The sequence below is a fragment of the Paenibacillus sp. FSL H7-0357 genome (genome assembly GCF_000758525.1).
In the GTDB taxonomy this organism is placed as follows: Bacteria; Bacillota; Bacilli; order Paenibacillales; family Paenibacillaceae; genus Paenibacillus_AQ.
Window position 1 is genome coordinate 347445 of record NZ_CP009241.1, and the last position, 21044, is coordinate 368488.

At 51.9% G+C, this 21044-nt stretch carries 17 protein-coding genes; 11 read left to right on the plus strand and 6 right to left on the minus strand.

What is annotated here, in order from left to right; all coding sequences use genetic code 11:
- Positions 1–108: 108 nt before the first annotated feature.
- The 3 genes from H70357_RS01575 to H70357_RS01585 all read left to right on the plus strand — a co-directional run bounded on the left by H70357_RS01575 (position 109) and on the right by H70357_RS01585 (position 1987).
- The gene (locus tag H70357_RS01575) at positions 109–405 is read left to right on the plus strand and encodes a helix-turn-helix domain-containing protein (protein ID WP_052091753.1); all 297 of its coding nucleotides are present in this window, start codon (positions 109–111) and stop codon (positions 403–405) included.
- Positions 371–1315 carry a DUF1861 family protein gene (locus H70357_RS01580; protein ID WP_038584989.1) on the plus strand — a complete coding sequence of 315 codons (945 nt, stop codon included), beginning with the start codon at positions 371–373 and terminating at the stop codon, positions 1313–1315. Before H70357_RS01575 ends, H70357_RS01580 begins: the two co-directional genes overlap by 35 nt.
- An 84-nt stretch (positions 1316–1399) precedes the next feature.
- Positions 1400–1987: a 50S ribosomal protein L25 gene (locus H70357_RS01585; protein WP_038584991.1), complete on the plus strand. Its 588-nt coding sequence runs from the start codon at positions 1400–1402 to the stop codon at positions 1985–1987.
- A 100-nt stretch (positions 1988–2087) separates the two neighbouring features.
- Here the strand turns inward: H70357_RS01585 and H70357_RS01590 are convergent, their stop codons facing one another.
- Positions 2088–4412, minus strand: a complete 2325-nt coding sequence (locus H70357_RS01590) for a UvrD-helicase domain-containing protein (RefSeq protein WP_038584994.1) — start codon at positions 4410–4412, stop codon at positions 2088–2090.
- 166 nt (positions 4413–4578) lie between these two features.
- Here H70357_RS01590 and H70357_RS01595 point away from each other — a divergent pair, with 166 nt between their 5' ends.
- On the plus strand, positions 4579–5460 hold the full coding sequence (locus H70357_RS01595; RefSeq protein WP_038584997.1) for a helix-turn-helix transcriptional regulator: 882 nt from the start codon (positions 4579–4581) through the stop codon (positions 5458–5460).
- 62 nt (positions 5461–5522) lie between these two features.
- On the opposite strand, the gene H70357_RS01600 is transcribed toward H70357_RS01595, so the two are convergent.
- Positions 5523–5978: an Imm30 family immunity protein gene (locus H70357_RS01600; RefSeq protein ID WP_038585000.1), complete on the minus strand. Its 456-nt coding sequence runs from the start codon at positions 5976–5978 to the stop codon at positions 5523–5525.
- Positions 5979–5989: 11 nt separating this feature from the next.
- Positions 5990–6853, minus strand: a complete 864-nt coding sequence (locus tag H70357_RS01605; protein WP_038585003.1) for a Cof-type HAD-IIB family hydrolase — start codon at positions 6851–6853, stop codon at positions 5990–5992.
- 299 nt (positions 6854–7152) lie between these two features.
- Between H70357_RS01605 and H70357_RS01610 the strand changes: the two genes are divergently transcribed.
- Entirely contained in the window at positions 7153–8394 is a 1242-nt protein-coding gene (locus H70357_RS01610) for a DUF445 domain-containing protein (protein ID WP_038585005.1), read from the plus strand.
- A gap of 117 nt (positions 8395–8511) precedes the next feature.
- Here H70357_RS01610 and H70357_RS01615 read toward each other — a convergent pair whose 3' ends face one another.
- From H70357_RS01615 to H70357_RS01625, 3 genes are all read right to left on the minus strand, one after another.
- Complete coding sequence (locus tag H70357_RS01615; protein ID WP_038585008.1) at positions 8512–8838, minus strand: P-II family nitrogen regulator; 327 nt, start codon at positions 8836–8838, stop codon at positions 8512–8514.
- 208 nt (positions 8839–9046) lie between these two features.
- Entirely contained in the window at positions 9047–10147 is a 1101-nt protein-coding gene (locus H70357_RS01620; RefSeq protein WP_038585011.1) for a glycosyltransferase family 4 protein, read from the minus strand.
- An 88-nt stretch (positions 10148–10235) separates the two neighbouring features.
- The gene (locus H70357_RS01625; RefSeq protein WP_038585013.1) at positions 10236–11054 is read right to left on the minus strand and encodes a hypothetical protein; all 819 of its coding nucleotides are present in this window, start codon (positions 11052–11054) and stop codon (positions 10236–10238) included.
- A gap of 286 nt (positions 11055–11340) precedes the next feature.
- Here H70357_RS01625 and H70357_RS01630 point away from each other — a divergent pair, with 286 nt between their 5' ends.
- The 6 genes from H70357_RS01630 to H70357_RS01655 all read left to right on the plus strand — a co-directional run bounded on the left by H70357_RS01630 (position 11341) and on the right by H70357_RS01655 (position 21002).
- Positions 11341–14886 (plus strand): PAS domain-containing hybrid sensor histidine kinase/response regulator, encoded by a 3546-nt coding sequence (locus H70357_RS01630; protein WP_063848009.1) that lies wholly within the window; start codon positions 11341–11343, stop codon positions 14884–14886.
- On the plus strand, positions 14883–15518 hold the full coding sequence (locus tag H70357_RS34050) for a C39 family peptidase (protein WP_052091754.1): 636 nt from the start codon (positions 14883–14885) through the stop codon (positions 15516–15518). Before H70357_RS01630 ends, H70357_RS34050 begins: the two co-directional genes overlap by 4 nt.
- Positions 15519–15631: 113 nt before the next feature.
- Positions 15632–17590, plus strand: a complete 1959-nt coding sequence (gene pulA / locus H70357_RS01640) for a type I pullulanase (protein WP_038598372.1) — start codon at positions 15632–15634, stop codon at positions 17588–17590.
- A gap of 330 nt (positions 17591–17920) precedes the next feature.
- Positions 17921–18247: a PadR family transcriptional regulator gene (locus H70357_RS01645; protein WP_038585016.1), complete on the plus strand. Its 327-nt coding sequence runs from the start codon at positions 17921–17923 to the stop codon at positions 18245–18247.
- Between the two features lie 5 nt (positions 18248–18252).
- Positions 18253–19224: a permease prefix domain 1-containing protein gene (locus H70357_RS01650; RefSeq protein ID WP_038585019.1), complete on the plus strand. Its 972-nt coding sequence runs from the start codon at positions 18253–18255 to the stop codon at positions 19222–19224.
- A gap of 293 nt (positions 19225–19517) precedes the next feature.
- Positions 19518–21002 carry a glutamate synthase subunit beta gene (locus H70357_RS01655; protein WP_038585022.1) on the plus strand — a complete coding sequence of 495 codons (1485 nt, stop codon included), beginning with the start codon at positions 19518–19520 and terminating at the stop codon, positions 21000–21002.
- Positions 21003–21044: the final 42 nt, after the last annotated feature.

Below are 21044 nucleotides of genomic sequence, written 5' to 3' on the forward strand. Positions count from 1 at the left end.
TGACTTCTGCAATTTATTTCCTGCCCATACTATAACATGACCATTTTTTCTTGTCAATTTATTGACTCTCCTCTGTTCTCCAGATATAGTGATGTAGGAGGTGAAGGAATGCCGGTTATACGCAGTAAATTAAGTGAGGTTATGGAGAAACATGACCCCAAATTATCGATCCGCAAGCTTGCCAAAGAAATTAACTACCATTTCGATTCCGTCCGGCGGATGTACAAAGACGAGATGGTGCAGTATCCCCGGGATCTGCTGCTGAAGCTCTGTACCTATTTCAATATCCAGCCCGGTGAATTGATCCGGATGGAAGCGGATGAGAACGATTGGGCGATAGATAAAGCAAACGAATATGAGGAGGAAGGCAATGACAAGGAGACCGTTCAAGACGGCAACCTGTAACGAACTGCTGGACACCTTTTATGCTAGGCTCCGTCATGTGAGCGTGGAGAAGCTGGTTTTTTCCGGTGTTGGAAAACGCGATGTATACAATATAACGGCCCCGTTTGTACATGACGGGGAGGAAGTGATTCTGGGAAGAGTTGAGGAACGGGACAGTGAGTTCTCTCAAGTCTTCTTTTTTACACTCCGCGATGGCGTCTGGATACCCCGTGCGCATACACATACCTATAATCTGCAGGACCCTTGTGTAACCCACATCAAGGGAGAACTGATTGTAGGCGGGGTTGAAGTGATTACCGCAGGGGATGACCCGCAGAAAATCGTCTCGTGGGTTACGCAGTTCTACCGAGGGTACCGGATTGATTCCATGCGCCACTTCTCGTCCGGGCCGGCAATGATGAAGGATATCCGGCTGATAGAGCTTCAGGACGGCCGGATCGGTGTATTCACTCGGCCGCAAGGAGAGAAGGGCGGAAGAGGGATGATCGGCTTCACGATTATCGATTCGCTGGAGGAATTAAATGAGCAGACCTTTCTGGAAGCGGAAATATTTCAAGATCAGTTTGTTCCCGAGGAGTGGGGCGGGGCGAATGAAGCGCATTTATTGAAGAACGGTCATGTAGGTGTTCTGGGACATATCGCCTGTTTTGACCGCTTAGGAAAAAAACATTACTACTCCATGGTCTTCTCGCTTAATCCCGGTACGTTTGAAACTACTCCGGTTAAAATTATTGCCGCCAGGAGTGACTTTCCGATCGGTCCCGGCAAACGCCCGGATCTTCAGGACGTCATCTTTAGCGGCGGACTGGTACGGGGTGAGCAGGGCCGGGCGGTATTGTCAGTGGGCGTCAGCGATGCCGAAGCCTACAGAATTGAACTTCCTGACCCCTTTTTGGAGTATGAGCAATAAATGGGTGAAAATTGACTGGATTCTATGGTCGTGTTATGCTTCTAATGACAAGAATTTATGGTCGAAGAGAGCGGGAAAACAAAAATGAGTAAATTTATTCTATTGAACAATCGTACGGAAGAAACACAGTCCAACTTGAACGTCGCAAGAAAGCAAGGACGGATCCCGGCTGTGCTGTATGGTATTGGTAAAGATACTCTAAGCCTTGAAGTGGGAGAGAAAGAGCTGTTGAACGTGATTAGAACCAACCCGCGGGCAATCCTTCAAGGGAAATTGTCCGACGATACGGTGGTTCCGGTAGTTGTTCAACATATCCAGAAGGATTCCATTTCAGGAAAAGTGCAGCACATCGATTTTCAGCATGTGAATATGTCGATCAGTATGGACAGCAAGGTAACAATCCATTTTGCCGGTGAAGCTGCTGGTGTCAAAGCTGGCGGGGTACTTCAAGTTGAAATCTATGAAGTAGAAGTTCGCTGCATGCCGGGCGATCTGCCTTCTTCCATGGAAGTAGATATCAGCGGTCTGGAAATTGGCGACCAGTTGGCTGTCTCCGATCTGATCTTCCAGAAGGGCATTGAGGTGCTGACGGATCCGAGCACAGTAATGATTCAGATCAAAACAGTACATGAAGAAGTTGAAGAACCGGCGGAGACTCCGGCTCAAGTATAAGAAGACATTAATAGCCCCTTCCGGCAGCAGTGCAGGGAACTCATGGTTTCATGATTCCAGCCAAAGCTGCCTGAAGGGGCTTTTTTTTGCGAAATATCTGTTATACGGGAACCACCCGTGTGCTTTGTTCCATAGGGGAGCTGCAGAGCGGGCAGGGCTTGGAGGATAAGTGATCCTCGGCTCCGCCGGCTTTCATCCGGGTCCAGCCCGGGCAATTTGTACCGGTGCATTTCCAGACGGCAACGGTATGGGTTCTTCCCGCTGACGTTCTGGTGGAGTTGTGCTCTGTTCTGGTATACCCGCTTCTTAGTCCCGATACAGCAGGCGCAGAAGAAGCTACGGCAGAGCGGAAGGCGGACAGCATAAAGCGGGAGACCTCGGCTTTTTTGCCCCGATGCCTTGCCGGCGAGCTGATGAACAACTCTTCCCGTGCTCTCGTGACGGCAACATAGGCCAGTCTGCGTTCTTCTTCCAGCGCCGCAATGCCGGACTCCGGCCCGGTCTTCAGGGGGCTGCCTACTGTCGATTTTACTGTCTTCCGGTCCTTCAGCCGGTCACCCTCCAGCGCGGAACTGTGGGGAAGAATCCCCTCAGAGGCTCCGATCAGGAAGACTACCGGAAATTCCAGCCCTTTGGATTTGTGGATGGTCATGAGTGCAATCCGGTTGCCTTGCTCTTTCAGGCCGGTCTGGCGGCTCAGCTCATTCCGCTCGGTAATGTTATCGATAAAATCAAGGAAGACGGTGATATTGTCGAACCGTTCCGCTGAGGTTTCCAGCTCGTCCAGCATTTCCTTTAGCGTTTCCCGGTGCAGTGTAGCCTGATGACGCTCATTGGCTTCAATGAAGTAATCATAGAAGTTAATGCGGATCTGGCGGATAGCCTGTACTGGAGTTACGCTGCCCAGCCCCCGGATCAGCTCCAGCCGTTCCCGCAGCTTGGTCCCTTTGAAATCCTCCATGCCGGGCATCGACAGCAGATGGATCAGCGGCCCCTGCTTGGGCTGGATGGCCTCCATCCGGCGGATATGGTCCATGCCCTTTTCCCGGTTCATGTAGAGCGTCGGCAGAATATTCTCCATCGCGGCAAAGTTCCGGCGGTTCACGGACAGCCGCAGGTGGTCCAGCACGGGGGAAATCAGCCAATGCTCGTAGAGCAGCTGGCCTTCACCGTAATCAATGTAGGGAATATCGCGCAGCAGCAGCAGCTCCAGAATCGCCCGGTTGCTGCTCGACGCCCGGTACAGCAGTGCGAAATCGCGGTATTCCCGGGAATGGCCGTCAACCTGGCTTACAATATGCTCCACAATTTGCTCGGCTTCCTCGTCCGCCGTCTGCGGGCGCAGGTACCGGGGCGGGCTGCCGCCATTTTTGGCCGCTTGCAGCGTTTTGGAGCGCCGCCGCGTATTATGCCGGATGATTCCGTTGCCCAGCCCGACAATCGCCGGACCGGAACGGTAATTGATATCCAGCGTAATAACCTTTGCGCCCGGATAAAGCTTCTCGAATTCAAGAATGAACTCGCTGCGCGCTCCGTTAAATGAGTATATCGTCTGGTCATCATCCCCGACGACCATCAGATTATGCTGCGGATGGGCGATCATTTTGACGAGTTCATATTGCAGCGCATTCGTATCCTGAAACTCATCAACCATTACATATTGAAATTTATTCTGCAATTCCTGCAGTAGCGCCGGCTGCTCCCGCAGCATCCTGTAGGCAATCAGCAGCACATCGTCGAAATCAATTTTGTGATTATCCCGTTTCCACTGTTCATACAGGGCCAGGACGGCCTTCATTTCCTGCTCGGCGGTTGTAGTTTCCGGCAGATTCTCCGGCTCACCCATATTCATCTTGCAGGAAGAGAGCAGGGCAAGCAGGGTTTCCGGCGGATAAGCATCCTTTGGCAGCCCCAGCTCGCGCATGATCTGCTTCAGCAAAATGTGCTGGCGGCGTGTCTCATGGAAGATGTCCTGCCGCAGACCCTGACGCCTCAGGAAATAGAGGAAAAAGGAGTGGAACGTGCGGGCCTGAAGGCGCGCTGCGTCGTTTTCGCTCACGCCCGGCAGCACTGCAATGCGTTCGCGCATTTCCGCTGCCGCCTTGCTGGAGAAGGTCAACAGCAGCAGGCGGCTGGGGGATATGCCGCGCACCGACAGCAAATAACCGGTTCTGCAGATCAGAACCGAGGTTTTGCCGGAGCCTGCCCCGGCCAGTGTCAGCAGCGGACCCTGGTAATGCCGCACTGCGGCGATCTGCGGCTGATTCAGCAGAATTCCGCCTTCCTCCAGCAAACGGAAATAAGCCGCATCGCCATCCTCCGGCTTCACCATCTCGCGGCTGGTCCGGGCTGAGGCGATTGCCGCCTGGGGAATCCGTTCGCCGGTAGCGCCCAGCGGTATATTATGAAATAAGAGCTTGTTCATTAGATTCACCTTCGTTTGTTTACAATACGGGTTTGGTTTAATTTTTAGCCAGTTTACACTATACCACTGTATTTCCCTTTCTGTATAGAACAGCCGATTTATGAGATAAAAGATCAAATATCCGTTTGGCCGCTATGTTATTTTTGGAACAGAGGAGGGAACACCAATGAGCGATAAAATGCACTTCAAAACGGTGAGAAGCTCACTGGATTATATAGAGAGGAACCTCACAGAGCGGATTACCCTAAGGGAAGTATCGGTGCACAGCAAATTTTCTACCCACCATTTCTACCGGATTTTCTATGCAGTAGTAGGGCAAACCTTGGCAGATTACGTAAGGCGGAGAAGACTTGCGAAAGCGGCAGGGGAACTGATCTACAGCAATAAGCGTATTCTCGATATCGCCCTGGAGTACCATTTTCAATCTCAGGAGGCCTTCTCCCGCGCTTTCAAAAAAGCATACCGGCTCACCCCCGGACAATACCGGACCTATTCGAGAGAACTTAATAAAGGAGAGATCAGGATGAGTACAGAAAAGGCATTGCAGGGCTGGACCATAACCGGCATGAACGGCGGCGGCTATGATGTTAAGGTGGACAAGTCGGAAGTGCATATGGGCAAGGCATCGGCGTTGCTGCAATCCGGTAATGCAAGCGAAAACGGATTTGTTACAATCATGCAAATATTCAGCTCGGAAGCCTACCGCGGGCAGAGGCTGAAGCTGTCTGCTTTTGTCAAAGCAGGGGATATCTTCGGATGGGCCGGCTTATGGATGAGAGTTGATGCCGCGAACGGGGAAATGCTGAAATTTGATAATATGGCCCATAGGCCAATTAAAGGTTCCAGAGAATGGAATCAATACAACGTCATTCTGGATATTCCGCAGGACAGCCATGCGATAGCTTTCGGGGTCCTGCTGAACGGCTCCGGCAAGGCCTGGGTCGATCAGTTCCGCTTCGAAGTCGTAGATGCCAAGACGCCCACGACAGATGAAGGCGGGGAAGATACCCTGCCGCTTGCGCCGGTCAATCTCGATTTTGAACAATAATAGGCTTCTGCAGCCCCTGCCCATGCGAAGTGAAGTATCCTGGGAAAGGGGTTTTGCTGTGCTTACTTTAATTTTCCCAGAATAGAATTGGCTCTGCGCTCGAACAGCCGCGGCTTGTCTTCCTTGATTTCTTCCAGCAGAAACGCCAGGCATCTCTTGATCCGCAGGGGCATGCCGGCGGCGATGTCGGCAAATTCCTTACGGTAGATATCATCGCCCAGTATTCTCTGGATCAGAATAATCGCCCAATTACGGCCTGTCTCCAGCAGCTCCGGCAGCGATTCCAGCAGTTGGGTCAGGTACATCTCCATTTGGTAGCTCTCCAGAAAATGAACAAGACCGAACATAACCTCCTCCTGTTCGGTATCATCATCGAACACCTTGAAAACCTGCTGGATCACAGCGTCCTCCGTATCCCCAGCCAGGCCTTCCAGGGCCTGCTCAAACTGTTCGCATTCCAGCTCCGTGCGCAGCAGCCGATTGTCATACAGCAGGGCAATGCCTGGATACATGTTCATTTAGATTCCCCCTACGCCTTGTCCAAAAGATGGCGGATTCCCGCTGCCACACCATGTTCTGCATTGCTGAGCGTGATGAAATCGGCCGTTTCCTTGAGGATTGAAGCAGCATTCTCCATGGCGATCCGGTAGCCGGCCACCTCAAACATCGGCAGATCGTTGTAACTGTCGCCCATTACAGCTACCTGCTCCAGAGCCATGCCGAAATGCTTAGCCAGCATGCTTACACCGGCCCCTTTATTAGCGTCCTGATGGTTAATCTCAATATTGTTGGGATGAGAAGCGGTGATAATGAGTCCGGGAATGGCGGCGAAACGTGTAGAGGCTTCTTTCAGAAGCTCAAGGTTCAGCGAGAACGCCAGCGTCTTGTAGATGACTTTGTCCGCTTTGCCCCAGATCTCCTCCATGTCCTCCACATAGGTCACGGCAGCCTGCTGAAACTGCTGGTCGATCATGGCCTTAAGCAGCCAGCGGAGTTCTTCCGGCACCTCGTCATCTTTAAGCTCCGATATTTTCTCCAGATGCACCCGTTTATCGAGCTCTACATACACGTTATCCTCTGTGTATACCTCATAATACAATTCAGGAATTTCGTTCATCCAGCGCAGCGCGGGAATAATATTCTCTTTGTTCAGCGGCTTGCTTGCCACAAGCGTCCCGTCAGCCAGCGTCACTACGGCTCCATTCAGACTGACTACCGGACATTCCAGCTCAGCCAGCCGCAGCTGCCGCTCGGCATCCATGTAAGAGCGTCCTGTGGCGATGATTACAATATGTCCCTGGTTTTGGGCGTGTACTATCGCTTCCCGGTTCTCCGGGCTAATGATTCCTTCTTCGTTAAGCAGTGTTCCATCCATATCGAGTGCTATCAGCATATCGTTTGCATTCCTTCCTGTACCGCAGGTTGTCCCCTTCAAGGGCAATGAGATCGTTCCTAGTATCTTATCATTAATGTTCTGAAAATAAAAAATCCATTTTCATGAAAAGAAACTAACCGTAGAAAATTGTGCAGTGTACTGCATTTTCAGAAAGGAGTTTACTCGTGGTACAATGAAAGGCAGACTAACAAGTGAACGGCCGCCGTAATCGTCAGCTCATAGGGTCACAATGTGATTGGCGGTATTTCCCTGTCCAGGGAAACAGCTGTCCGACGCTTTAGGTAAGGGGGATAAAGATGAAATCCAGAAATTTAGCTACGATATCGCTGGCTGTCATGGCCTGCGGTTTTCTGCTTACACTGTTTTTGCCGGATAATCTGGCTGTTGTTCTGCTGAGAGGCGGCTTCGAAGCCGGGCTGGTAGGGGGGATTGCCGACTGGTTTGCGGTTACCGCACTGTTCCGCCATCCGCTGGGCTTGCCGATTCCGCATACCTCGCTTCTGCTGAAGAACCGGGATAAGATCATCCAGTCTCTTATCTCCGCTATGGAGAATGAGCTGCTGAACAAAGAGAGCATCGAGAACAAGCTGCGCAAGATCCGCTTCGTGTCGCTCGGCAGCGGACTGCTGACGAAGTTTGTAGCAAGGAAAAAAGCAAGAGCCGACATGCTGGAGCAGCTCAGCACCTTTGTTCAGCGGCTTCCGGTAGATAAGGCGGTTCCTTATCTTCAGACGGCGGTTGCAGATTACATCCGTGAAGCGGAGCTTGGTACCGCCGCCGACAGCATCGTCACCAAACTAATGAACGACGGCAAGGATATTGCCGCGCTCGATTATGCGCTTGAAGGCATCTCCGGCTGGAGCAGCCGCCCTGAGACGCGGGCGATGCTGGGCAAGATCGCCAGTGAGAAACTGGCCGAGGTGAAGCTGGGGGGGCTGAAAGGCATGGCCTTTCAGGCATTTGTCGGATTTGTGGATGCCGATATGCTGGGAGAAATGCTCCAGGGCATGCTGCAATCCGGTATCCGGGATTTCCGTGAAGCGGATAATCCTTACCGTGAGCAGATCATCCAGGAAATCCGCGTCGCCCTGTTTCAGCTTGTGAACGACGAAGCGCGGATCCTTTCACTGAAGGAATGGGCGCTGGAGGAGCTGCAAGGCGAAGCGGCTTCAGCGTTTCTGCATAAGCAATTGGAAGCTCTGCGCGGCAAGGCGGTTGCCATGCTGGAAGAGGACCGCAGCTGCGGAGGACGCAAGCTGTTTGCGCTGTATGCCTTGTTGGCCCGGCGCATCAGTACGGAAAAAGAGTGGACGGAGAGCTGGGAGGAGCGGATTCGCGCTTCATTAATCGCCTTCGTGGAAGCTAACCATTACCGGCTTGGCGTATTGGTCAAGGAGAACCTTGATCAAATGGATGATGCAAGCCTGGTGAACATGCTGGAGGACAAGGTGGGCAAGGATCTGCAGTGGATTCGTGTCAACGGCGCGGTATGCGGCTTTGTCGTGGGACTTGTGCTTACAGTCATCCAGATGATCTAAAGTCAGAAGACTACAACATCAAGAGGCAGCAAAGCGTACCCTTGAACCGGAACAGCCGGAACCGGGGGATGTTTTGCTGCCTCTTTTCTATTGACCTATTGATCAAAGGGACAAGGGTTACAGTTGGTTTTTACCGTTGCTGATGGTGAAGGTTTCCAGTACAGGAAGCACGAAGATTTTACCGTCACCGAAGGAGCCGTGCTCACCGGTTCTTGCCGTTCTCATAATAATGCTGATTACATCATCCTTCTCATCATCCTGGATGACAATCATCAGCAGCTTCTTGGAAATTTGATTGTAATAGTTGGTTCCGACCTGAATTCCCTTTTGTTTCCCGCGGCCGAGCAAATCCATCTTGCTGATGGAGGGGAAGCCGGCAAGCATTAATTCAGCCATGACTTCATCCGCTTTCTCGGGTCTAACTATAGCTTTGATCATTAACATAACGATGCACCCTTTCTACAGCCAATAGTGTGTGTTGTAGGGGGTTGCCAATTTCATGATAGCGGTATAAGCAATACATTTCGTTAATGGCAACGCTTACAATATGAGTATAATATTTACTGCAGGCCATATCCTGCGAATAAGATCACTAATTTCTTGTTACACATTGTCGCATAGCAGAGGAGCGCCCCTGCGGCAGACTCCTCTGCTATTGCGGCAAAAGCGAGCGGTACAGCTCCTCCAATTGTGCTGTGGTATGCCTCCACTCAAAAGCCCGCAGGGCATCACTCCGCCCTTGCATCCCGATCTTTGCCGCCTTGGCCGGATTGCGTCCGATCATCAGCAGACGTTTGGCAAAGGGGGCGGCCTGACGGTAACGGTCCACCAGGTAGCCGTTGTGGCCTGACGTGATGATCTCACGGATGCCGCCGTTATTCGAAGCAATAACCGGAAGCCCGGAGGCCATGGCCTCCACATTGACCAGTCCAAAGGATTCATGCCCTTGGGAAGGGCAGACGAGGCAATCGGCCATCTGATACAGGCTGTGAATATCCTCATGGGCGATGTTTCCAACGAAAGATACAGATACACCCAGTCTCCGCGCGAGGGTTTTGAGCCGCTGGATATATGGAGGTTTACCCCGGCCGGCTATGATCAGATGGGAGGGCAGGCGTTTATTGAGAATGTGCATGGCCTGCAGCAGTACGGGCACTCCCTTACGGGGGATCACCCGCCCGACGAACAGCACCGTGAACACTTGCGGGAGCCTGTATAACCGCCGGAGACGCTGCCGTTCCGGTTCTTCGGCCGGTATGAACCGGGACAGGTCCGCTCCCAGCGGAATAACACTGAGTTTCTTGTCCAGGCCGGGAAAACGCCGGGAAATTCTTTGCTGCAGGGAGCGGCTGTTGGCAGCGATGCCGTCAGCCTTCGCCAGGCTGCGGGCAATTCGGCGTTCTGCCGGTACGAACGTCAGAGAGTGCAGATACAGCAGTACCGGAGTCAGGGGATGCTGGTGTTTCACGGCGGCCATCAGCAGCGGCCGGTTATCGATCTGAATCATATCGAAGGACGTCTTCTCAAGATATTTGAGTACCGAGGCAAGATAACGGGAAGGACTGCCTGAAGCCAGACGGATAATCCGGACCTGTTCAAGCTCTGCGGAGTCGGGCAGTCCCGGTGACTTGCGGCTTAGTACCGTTACCATATGCCGCCGGGCCAGCCTTCTGGCAATCGCCCAGATGCAGATCTCCACTGAACCGTTCCCCGGTACCGGGAACTGCTCCGGTGCAATAATACAGATATGCATAATATAAGCCTCCTCAAGGCCCGCTGATGGATATTGTCTCTACCTACCATATGCGGACCAAGAGTCGGAAGACACATTCCTTCAGCAATCATGCTGCGATTTGCTTGGCCGCGTCCGCAATCACACCGGCAATTTTTTGCTCAAGCTCAACGATCTTCAGCTTGCTGGCTGCCATTTGACGGTAGCCTGAGATAAGGGATGACAGGGATTGGGCAGTCAAAGCCTGATTTTGCTTGCGGATAGCTGATTTGAAGTCGCTGAAATCCGCCGATATCCGTTTGTTCAAGGAGGTTGCCACACTTTTCTGGGACTTGATCGAGGCCTGCGGGCTTTCAAGCCCCGCCAAGGTTTTACGTGCGGCGGCCATCTTTTTGGCGCGGGTTTCTTTGGCCGCTTTCAGCAGGGCTTCTTTATTGCGGATATCCTCACGGGCGAATTGAACGAGAATTTTCATAGCATCAGCCTGTGTGCGGAGCACATCCTTCAAGACCTTGTCCTTCAACCCTCTGAGTAGGTTAATCCGGCGGTTGAGCGCGCTGTATTGATCAAAGAGAGGCTGGTAACGTTCTTTGGTGCTGCTTACGGCCGTGGACAGCCGGGCCACGGTGGACTGATCTATTTCCTTGATTTGGTTTCGGACAATGATCAGCGCTTGCGTATTGCTGTCATGCAGCCGGCGGATTTGCGCCTCACGGCTGTCATACTGGGCGACCAGGACGGAGAAATCACTGTAATACCCTTTAAGCCTAGTCCTTGTCGTATCGTCCGCAGTGGCGGCAGTCAGTTCAAACGAGGCTTGAATCGAAGGGGTCAGCGCTGTTCCGGATGCGTTTACCGCGCCTGCTGAAGATAATACTGCAAGCAGAAGCGCCAGCATTGCCAGGGGAATCTTCTTAAGCTTGTTCATCTTTTTCCTCCTTAATCTCATCCCTTATTCCGCAACAACAAAAAAAGCACCCGCAGTAAAGGCTACTAAGCCTTTATTACGGGTGCTTCCGTCGTAATAGGTCACGAATGAAATATTATCTAAACTATAAGGGAAGGACAAAACCCCGTCAATATTTGTATTTTAAACTTTTTTTTGATGGAAACCAGGCTGCGCGTTTATTCCGGACTTTTCTTAACGTATACTGGGTAATAAGACAACAGAGAGCTGCATACGAGCCGGCTCGTGACGAAGGGGGCCTTGTTTGATGGAATTGGCATATAATAGCGATATTTTGGATCAAGCCTTCATGATGTCTCCGGTAGGAATGGCCGTCCTGGCCTCAGAAAAGGACAAATGGATCAAGGTTAATTCCGCTTTTTGCAATATCCTCGGCTGCAGTGAACCGGAGTTTCTAGCTGGAGCTTTATTGAGAAGCAAGAGTGCGTCACAGCCAGAACAGGAAGACCGGGAAGGGCTCACACTAATGAGTGTATTGGAGGGGCTTTCATACACCCCCGGTGATACCTTAAAGAGTGAACAGAGGTTTCTTAATCGTGCAGGACATTCTGTTTGGGTTTCCCTTACATTCGTGCGGGCTGATGCAGGACAAGACTCTTCACATATTATTGTATACGCGCAGGATATTACTGACCGGAAAATCGCTGATCAGCTGACAGTAGACAGCCGTGATTTGTACGATTTATTTCTAAAAGACGATCAGAGTATGATTTCGTTCACATTGCCCGACGGCACACTAAGCTTCATCTCCCCCTCATCTCTTTCGTTAATCGGATTTACCCCTCAGGAAATGATCGGCAAAAACCGGCTGGAATTTTATCATCCTGATGATATCGAGGGCATGGACAAGTCTGACGCTCTTCTGAAGAATGACATCTATGTCCGCCGTTTACGCCATAAAGATGGGCATTATCTGTGGTTCGAAAGCTCTTTTCATGTGATCCGGGGGAAAGACAATGAAATTATCCGGATCATGGGTATTGGCCGCAACGTGACGGGCCGCAAACATAATGAGGAGGCTTTGGCCACGGCGCAAAGAGTCGCCAGAATCGGTTCCTGGGTATGGGATTTGACGAAAGGCAAGCTGTCCCTCTCGGAAGAGCTGCAGCGTATGCTGAAGCTTGGTATTGGGGCAGCCGAAGTCGATTACCGGACATTCCTGGAGCTGGTTCATCCGGATGACATCAACGACATATTTACAAGGGTGCGCGAGACGCTGGAAAACGGGAAGTCCGGTGAGAGTACCTACCGGCTGGTTCTTGCAGATGGAACTCTGCTTGCGGTGCATATTCAGTGGGATACGGTACTGGGACCGGCCGGCAAGCCTGTTCAGCTTATCGGAATGATGCAGGATATCACTGAACGCCAGCAGATGGAGCAGAAGCTTAGAGAAAATGAGCGGAATTACCGGCTGATGTCGGAAAATTCACTGGATCTGATCTCGCGCCACGCGATAGAAGACAGCATATTCTTATACTGCTCTCCGGCCAGCCGCTCTCTGCTCGGCTATGAACCGGAGGAGATGGTCGGTACCAGTGCTTTTGATTACTTGCATCCCGATGATTTGATAGTAATGAAAGAAATGATGGCAAAAAGTGAGCAGACCGGCTTCATCCCGGCGGCGGTCTACCGTTACAGGCGCAAGGACGGCGGCTATGTCTGGTTTGAGACGAACAGCAGGTATATTTTAGATGAGCAGGGCGGGATTGTGGAGATTATTGCCGTCGGCCGTGACATAACGGAGCGCAAGCAATTTGAGTCCAAGCTTCAAGAGAACGAACAGCGCTATAAGTCGCTGTTTGAATATAATCCGTCAGCCGTATACTCCATGAATCTGCAGGGGGATTACTTAACCTGCAACTCCAATCTGGAGGTGCTGAGCGGATATTCAATGGAGGAGCTGGTGGGCAGCTATTTCGGCCCCCTGGTGCATGAGAAGGATAGGGCAAAGACGCAGTATCATTTTAATCTGGCTTGCCAGGGAATGCCTCAAAGCTATGATCTGACCCTTATTCATAAAGATGGCCATCTGGTAGAAATCAGTACGACCAACATTCCGATTATTCTCGGGGACAAGGTTGTCGGCGTGTACGGGATTTCCCGTGACATTACGGACCGTATCCGGTATACCGAGCAGATCGAGAAGCTGGGCAATGATTACACACTAATCTTAAATGCAGTCTCCGAAGGCATATTTGGTCTTGATACGGAGGGGAGGGTAACCTTCATCAATCCGGCGGGGGCGCAGATGCTGGGCTTCGCCTACGGTGAAATTATGGGCCATCCTTATCTGGATCACATACAGCACACAGCGCTGGATAGTCTTCATTACCGGCCGGAGGATTCTCCGCTGATGCAGGCCGTCCGTGCCGGGGAATCCCATCAGAGCAAAGATGCGGTATTGTGGCGCAAAGACGGTTCAAGCTTTCTGGCCGAGTATCAGGTTACTCCGCTGTTTGATAAAGGAGACCGTAAGGGTGCGGTTGTTGTGTTCCGTGATATTACGGATGAGAAAGAGATTATCCGCGCCAAGGAATCGGCAGAGAAAGCGGATCAGGCGAAATCAGAGTTTCTGGCGATTATGAGCCATGAGCTGCGGACGCCGATGAACGGAATTATGGGGATGACGGATCTCCTGTCAGAAACCGAGCTGGATGAAGAGCAGCGCGGATATGCGGAGATTATTAGCCAGAGCAGTACTTCTCTGCTGTATATCCTCAATGAAATTCTGGATCTCAGCAAAATAGAAGCCGGAAAAATGATCCTCGTGCATGAGCCGGTAAGTCTTGAATGGGTCTTGGAAAGCGTAACCGAGCTGTTCTCGCCGAAAGCGAAAGAGAAGAACCTGGAATTGAGCTGCCAGGCTGCTTCCAATGTTCCGGAGTTAATCATGGGCGATGCGGCCCGGCTGCGCCAGATATTGGTGAATCTGGTCAGCAACGCAGTGAAATTCACTGAAGAAGGTCATATCTCTATTGAGGTGGGGACGGAATTCTGTCCTAACCAGAATAAGCTGACTCTGAAGTTTAATGTTAGGGATACGGGAATCGGAATTCCGCCGGAGAAACAGTCTCTGCTATTCCAATCGTTCTCCCAGCTGCACCCGTCCATTAACCGCAAGTATGGCGGAACCGGACTGGGACTTTCCATCTGCAAGCGGCTGGTTGAGCTTATGGGCGGAGCGATTGCAGTGGACAGTGTGGAAGGCGAAGGCTCGAACTTCTACTTTACCTTGCCCTTGGATATTGATCATGATCCTAGTGATTTGGAGGAGGAGCCGGTACAGGTGCAGACTCCATCAGTACCGGTGATTAGCCTTGATGATGCCGAGCCCGATGATAATTCCCGGATTGAGGAGGAAGGAAGTGGCCTTCTGCTTACTGGAGGTCTTCCTCAGTTGGAGCCGAAATACGGTCCGCTGCGGATTCTGGTCGCAGAAGATCATCCCGTTAATCAAAAGCTTCTATTGATCATGCTGGAGAAACGCGGATATACTGCGGACCTGGTGGAGAACGGCCAGCAGGCGCTGCAAGCCGTTTTGCAGCAGCCCTATGATCTGGTATTTATGGATGTGCAGATGCCGGAGATGAGCGGGCTTACCGCAGCGGCCAGAATCAGAGACCAGCTCCCCCAGGCCAAGCGGCCCTTTATGGTGGCTGTGACTGCTTATGCCAGACGGGAGGATCGTGAAAGATGCCTGGCTGTAGGTATGGAGGATTTCATCAGCAAGCCGTTTCTCACCTCCGACATTGAACGGATACTGCAGCAGCGTCAGGAGAAGATATCCTTATGAGGAAAGCACTGCGGGAGCACAAGCTGCTCGCTGAACCTTATACGCAGTGGGACCCGGGTGTTGCTTCGCCCGGCTCGGCCTGCGGTCCGGCGACCATCGCCGCATTGATGGAATATTGGCGCACGCGGAAGGGCCGGGCTTTTATTCCCGGAGCAAGTCATTTTGCTTCCAAAGCGGCACATATTAATCACGTATACAGCCATCATGGCGGAACACCTTGGGGAATGAGCGTGCGCAGCTTTACCAAAGGCGTCAAAGCTTATATCCGGTCTTCTGCTCCTCTGGAGGCGAAGGAACGCGGACTCTTCTCCGTAAGTGTGTTTAATGATATAGACCGGTACAAAGCAGAGATTGACGCGGAGCGGCCGGTGGCGCTCAAATTCGATAAATGGCTTACGTTTCGCTGGCGGGGAAAATACGCTTATGATTACCATTGGGTGCTGGGAATCGGTTATCAGGAGCCTGAGGGCGGAGGAGGCCCTGTACTTATTGTTCATGATAACGGGATGCGGCATAAGCACGGCGGGTTCACTCCCGGCCAGGCACGCCTTATCCCTTATAACGTCAATAAAAATGTTATAACCATGGTGGCTTTGGATATCAAGGAAGCTTCCATAGGGCATCAGCTGTAGCCTTCAGGCGGCAGGAAGGGCAGCTTGATGAAACCGTTGAGTACAAACGTTTGCACAAAATCTGTAATAAGGATATAATTCCAATTATTAAAGGGTAAAGGAGACAGATGGCCTTGTCCGTACAAAAGGAATTGAAAGAACCGATTTATTATGGTGATCCGGCGGCTACCGGAGGAATATCCGTGTTCGCCCAGGAATTTGATGAGCTTTTCAGTTATGACGGGGATGACCTTGGCGTGACGTATACGCCTGCTTCCTCGGCCTTTTGCTTGTGGGCACCTACTGCGCAGGAAGCAGCGGTTGTGCTTTATGGCTCATGGCACGAAGCCGCCGGAGATATCTTGCCGATGATCCGTGATGTCAGGGGGACATGGCGTTTGAGCGTGGCCGGGAACTTGGAGGGCAAGTTCTACACCTATCGTGTGCGCATCGGGGAGCAGTGGAATGAAGCGGCCGATCCTTACGCCCGGGCTGTCGGCGTGAATGGAGATCGAGCGGCGATTCTCGATTTGCGCAAGACCGATCCCCAGCGCTGGACAGAAGATAAGCCACCTCTGGCTGACCCTGTGGACGCGGTGATTTACGAGCTTCATCTGCGGGATCTGTCTGTTCATCCGGCTAGCGGCATTGCCCATAAGGGACAATATCTGGGTCTGGCCGAAGAAGGGACGCGCGGACCGGGCGGGATTCTTACCGGACTGGATCATATATCCGATCTCGGAGTGACCCATGTGCAGCTGCTCCCTATTTATGACTATGCTACTGAAAGTGTTGATGAGACCAAGCTGGACCAGCCTCATTACAACTGGGGTTATGACCCCAAAAATTTCAATGCTCCGGAAGGCTCCTACGCTACGGATCCGTATGATCCGGTTCTGCGGATCCGCGAGCTGAAGACAATGATCCAGACACTGCATGACCGCGGACTGCGCGTAATCATGGATGTGGTCTACAATCATGTTTATGACGGCTACCTTGTTAATTTCACTAAGCTTGTTCCCGGCTATTATTTACGTTATAAGGAGAACGGCAGTCTGTCGAACGGCTCGGGCTGCGGCAATGATGTCGCCTCTGAGCGGATCATGATGACCCGGTTTATTGTGGAGTCGGTGCTGTACTGGGCCCGGGAATATCATATCGACGGTTTCCGCTTTGATCTGATGGGACTGCTCGACATAGAAACCATGCAGGAGATCCGCCGCCGTCTGGATGAAATTGACCCTTCACTGATGACTATCGGGGAAGGCTGGATCCTGGATACGGAGCTTCCGGCGGAGCGCCTTGCCAGCCAGAGCAATGCGGATGCGCTTCCGGGCATCGGACAGTTCAACGACGGGTTCCGCGATGCAGTAAAGGGGAATATTTTCCGCTATGAAGAGCCTGGATTTATCGGCGGCAAGACTGGCCTCGAGCAGGCGGTGAAGACGGGGATTACCGGAGGCGTCGTGTACGGTCAATCCATGGGGGCGTTTGCTGATGAGCCGCAGCAGTGTGTGAACTTCGTTGAATGCCACGACAACCATACCCTCTGGGATAAAATTGTAATTTCCACCAAAGGGGAAAGCGATGAGCGGCGCAGAGAGATGCATCGTCTGGCTTCGGCTATGGTAATGACGAGCCAGGGGATTCCGTTTCTTCATGCAGGACAGGAATTTATGCGTACGAAGGACGGGGTGGAGAACAGCTTTAAGTCTCCCGTTGAGATCAACCGTATGGACTGGGAACGCGCAGCGGCACATGTGGAGGATATTGCTTATATGAAGCAGTTGATTGCGCTAAGGCAAGCCCACCCGGCATTTCGCCTGCGCAGCGCGGAGGAAATTCGCGCACAGCTGATGTTTGAGAAGGCGCCTGCCGGGGCAATAGCCTATACACTCCGGGATCACGCCGGAGGCGATCCGGCGCTGCACTTATACGTGCTTTATAATTCAAATACAGCCGAAGTGTCATTGGATGTGCCGCAGCTTGGCGAGTGGAGCATCCTGTTCGGCGAGGATCTGGTCTCGAAGCTTGCCGGGGGCAAGCTGACCGCCAAGGGCATTGGAATGGTTGTATTGGCCGTCCGGCAATAAGTGCCAGCTGCACTGTATATAATAGTTTGATAAAAATGGATGCCACTCGGTTGAGAGTGGCATCCATTTTTTGCGTCGATCCCTATCGTCCCAATTTGGCGGACTCCGTGGGCGTTATCTGCCCGTTAGGGAAGAACGCAGGTGGCAATCTGGAGAGATAACGCCGTTAGCGTCCGCAAACCGTAATAAACGGACCGCAGCCACCCAATAAGGACACTGGAGTCCGACGTCCTATTTTTTCCAAAACTACTTTATCTGTCGTAGTAATTATGCTACAATGCAATTACTACGACAGATGAAGTAATGAGGGATAGGTTAGGAGGATGAATTGTGATCAGCAGTGATGTCATACGGGGATATAACGATACGCTCATCCTCTATATGCTTCTGGACGGAGAGTCCTATGGCTATGAGATTTCCAAGAACATCCGGAAGCTGTCGGAGGAGAAGTACATCATGAAGGAGACTACGCTTTACTCCGCATTCACTCGGCTTGAGAAGAATGGGTACATCGATTCCTTTTTTATGGATGAGACCTTTGGGAAACGACGCACCTATTACCGTATAACTCCGCAAGGTCTGGCTTATTATCTGGAAAAATGCGAGGAATGGAAAGTTACGCAAGAGGTCGTCAACAAATTCATAAAGGAGCTGTGATCAGGATGGATACCATTAGGGGCTATTTGAACAACATGTTTACTTCCCTGCCCAGGACAGAGCAAACATATAAGCTGAAGCAGGATCTGCTGGCTAGTATGGAGGAGAAATATTACGAACTGAAGAAGGAAGGCAAATCAGAGAATGAGGCGGTAGGCATTGTCATATCCGAGTTCGGCAACATCGATGAGCTGATTGACGAGCTTGGGATTACAGTGGGGGGAGAGGATACGCTGCTTCCTGTACTTGCTCCGGAGGATACATGGGGGTATCTGGCTGCCAAGAAGACTAGCGGTTTTATGGTGGGGATTGGTGTAATGCTGTGCATCATCGGCCCGGCACTGCTGATTCTGCTTGTTACCCTGGCGGAATTTGGTTTTCTCCGTGGGGTGATTTCGGAAGACACTGCCGGAATTATTGGCGTGATCGTGCTGCTGCTGCTGGTGGCGCTGGCGGTTGGGCTATTCATATTCAGCGACACAAAGCTGGAGCGATACAAATATCTGCAAAAGGGTTTTAATCTGCCCTATTTTTTGCGGACCGAGATCGAGCAGCGCAGCCGTGCATTTGCCCCTACCTATACCCTGTCTCTGACTCTGGGTGTATCCCTGTGTGTACTCTCTCCGGTTCCTGTCCTTGTCTGGTCTGCAATCAATGAGGATGCCAGCGGCTACGGGGTCACTATTCTGCTTGCGCTCATTGCGCTGCCTGTCTTCCTGTTTATCTACTATGGGAGTATCAAGGAAAGCTTTGGCTTTCTGCTCAAGGAGAAGGAGTACACCGAAGTTCCTGAAGAGAAAGAGGAAAAACGCTTTAAGAGCTCTATCGCATCCATCGTTTGGCCGCTGGCTACCGGCTGTTTTCTGATCAGCGGATTTATTTTTGAGCGCTGGGATATCAACTGGGTGATCTTCCCGGTTACAGCGATTTTGCTGGAAGTATTAAATGCTGTGTATAAAATGATTAAGGTGAAATAACGCTTTCAGCCAGCTCCGCCCATTCTCCGGAATTTTATCTAAAAAAGTGACATTGCTCATTTAGGGTATAGTGGAACAATGATAATATTAAGGCATTTCAATCCACGACAGTACCTGGCAGGACCTGTGAAGGAGGGAGAACTTGGCCTCCTCGCAGTTTTTCACTTTGCTGCTTTACAGTGACAAATGATCAGTCGGTGACAGAGAGTAACTGCCTTTTTGGAGCCGAATGGGCAACATGCCGCCCTTGAAGTTTTCGGCGGTCAATCAGAGAGACTCGGAGGATGACAGGAATGGGTAAAGCAACCGGATTTTTGGAATATCAGCGGCAGACTCCTGCGGAGTGTGAGCCTTTAGAACGGATTAAGAACTGGAATGAATTTTCGGTGCCCTTGGAAGAGGAGAAGCTGCGGGAGCAGGGAGCGCGCTGTATGGATTGCGGAACACCGTTCTGCCATGTAGGACGGCTGCTGTCCGGGATGGCCTCCGGCTGTCCGCTGCATAATCTCATTCCGGAATGGAATGACATGGTCTACCGCGGCAATTGGGAAGTTGCGCTGAAACGGCTGCACAAGACCAATAACTTTCCTGAATTTACAGGACGCGTGTGTCCGGCTCCTTGTGAAGGCGCTTGTACCGTGGGCCTTCATGGTAATCCCGTAACGATTAAATCCATTGAAAAGTCGATTGTAGATAGAGGATTCGCCGAGGGCTGGATTGTTCCCGAGCCGCCTTTGACCCGTACGGGCAAAAAAGTAGCCGTAGTTGGCTCCGGACCGGCCGGCCTTGCCTGTGCCGCACAGCTTAACAAAGCAGGCCATAGCGTAACCGTATATGAACGGGCTGACCGGATCGGAGGTCTGCTGACCTACGGCATTCCGAACATGAAGCTGGATAAGAAAACCGTGCAGCGTCGGGTGGATTTGCTGGCGGAGGAGGGCATTACCTTTGTAACCCGGACAGAAATCGGCAGAGACATTGCTGCTTCGCAGCTCAAGGAAGATAATGATGCTGTAGTGCTCTGCGGCGGCTCGACACAAGCCCGCGATCTTCCGCTGGAAGGCCGCGAGCTTCGGGGAATCCATCAGGCGATGGAATTTCTGACGCTGAATACGAAGAGTCTGCTTGACTCTGATTTGGCTGACGGTGAATATTTGTCTGCGGCCGGCAAGGATGTTGTTGTGATCGGGGGCGGAGACACTGGCACCGACTGTGTAGCTACCTCGATCCGGCACGGCTGCCGCAGTGTCATCCAGCTGGAAATTATGCCACAGTCTCCATTAACCCGCCAATCCAACAATCCTTGGCCGGAATGGCCAAAGGTACTCAAAGTGGACTACGGCCAGCAGGAAGCCGCTGCTTTGTATAAGGAAGATCCGCGCCGTTACCTCGTTTCCACGAAACGTTTTGTTGGTGATGACGGCGGACATGTGCAGGAGCTGCACACGGTGCGCATCGAATGGACGCGCAATGAGCAGGGCCGGATGGTTCCGGTAGAAGTTCCGGGCAGCGAAGAGGTGATTAAGGCACAACTGGTGCTGCTGGCGCTGGGTTTCACCGGTCCGGAAGAAACGGTGCTGAATGAGCTTGGGATAGAACGTGATGAACGCTCCAATGCCAAAGCGGAATTCGGTGCGCAGGCGACCAACGTCGAGGGTGTATTTGCCGCAGGAGACATCCGCCGCGGCCAGAGTCTTGTGGTCTGGGCAATTAATGAGGGACGCCAGGCTGCACGCGAAGTCGACCGCTTCCTGATGGGAGCCTCCAATTTGCCTTAAGTATATCTTGGATAGGTGCTTCATGTGGACGTCCCGGTGGGG

Coding starts and splice junctions, on each gene's coding strand:
- H70357_RS01575 (WP_052091753.1), top strand. CDS start 109: ATGCCGGTTATACGCAGTAAATTAAGTGAGGTTATGGAGAAACATGAC.
- H70357_RS01580 (WP_038584989.1), top strand. CDS start 371: ATGACAAGGAGACCGTTCAAGACGGCAACCTGTAACGAACTGCTGGAC.
- H70357_RS01585 (WP_038584991.1), top strand. CDS start 1,400: ATGAGTAAATTTATTCTATTGAACAATCGTACGGAAGAAACACAGTCC.
- H70357_RS01590 (WP_038584994.1), bottom strand. CDS start 4,412: ATGAACAAGCTCTTATTTCATAATATACCGCTGGGCGCTACCGGCGAA.
- H70357_RS01595 (WP_038584997.1), top strand. CDS start 4,579: ATGAGCGATAAAATGCACTTCAAAACGGTGAGAAGCTCACTGGATTAT.
- H70357_RS01600 (WP_038585000.1), bottom strand. CDS start 5,978: ATGAACATGTATCCAGGCATTGCCCTGCTGTATGACAATCGGCTGCTG.
- H70357_RS01605 (WP_038585003.1), bottom strand. CDS start 6,853: ATGCTGATAGCACTCGATATGGATGGAACACTGCTTAACGAAGAAGGA.
- H70357_RS01610 (WP_038585005.1), top strand. CDS start 7,153: ATGAAATCCAGAAATTTAGCTACGATATCGCTGGCTGTCATGGCCTGC.
- H70357_RS01615 (WP_038585008.1), bottom strand. CDS start 8,838: ATGTTAATGATCAAAGCTATAGTTAGACCCGAGAAAGCGGATGAAGTC.
- H70357_RS01620 (WP_038585011.1), bottom strand. CDS start 10,147: ATGCATATCTGTATTATTGCACCGGAGCAGTTCCCGGTACCGGGGAAC.
- H70357_RS01625 (WP_038585013.1), bottom strand. CDS start 11,054: ATGAACAAGCTTAAGAAGATTCCCCTGGCAATGCTGGCGCTTCTGCTT.
- H70357_RS01630 (WP_063848009.1), top strand. CDS start 11,341: ATGGAATTGGCATATAATAGCGATATTTTGGATCAAGCCTTCATGATG.
- H70357_RS34050 (WP_052091754.1), top strand. CDS start 14,883: ATGAGGAAAGCACTGCGGGAGCACAAGCTGCTCGCTGAACCTTATACG.
- H70357_RS01650 (WP_038585019.1), top strand. CDS start 18,253: ATGGATACCATTAGGGGCTATTTGAACAACATGTTTACTTCCCTGCCC.
- H70357_RS01655 (WP_038585022.1), top strand. CDS start 19,518: ATGGGTAAAGCAACCGGATTTTTGGAATATCAGCGGCAGACTCCTGCG.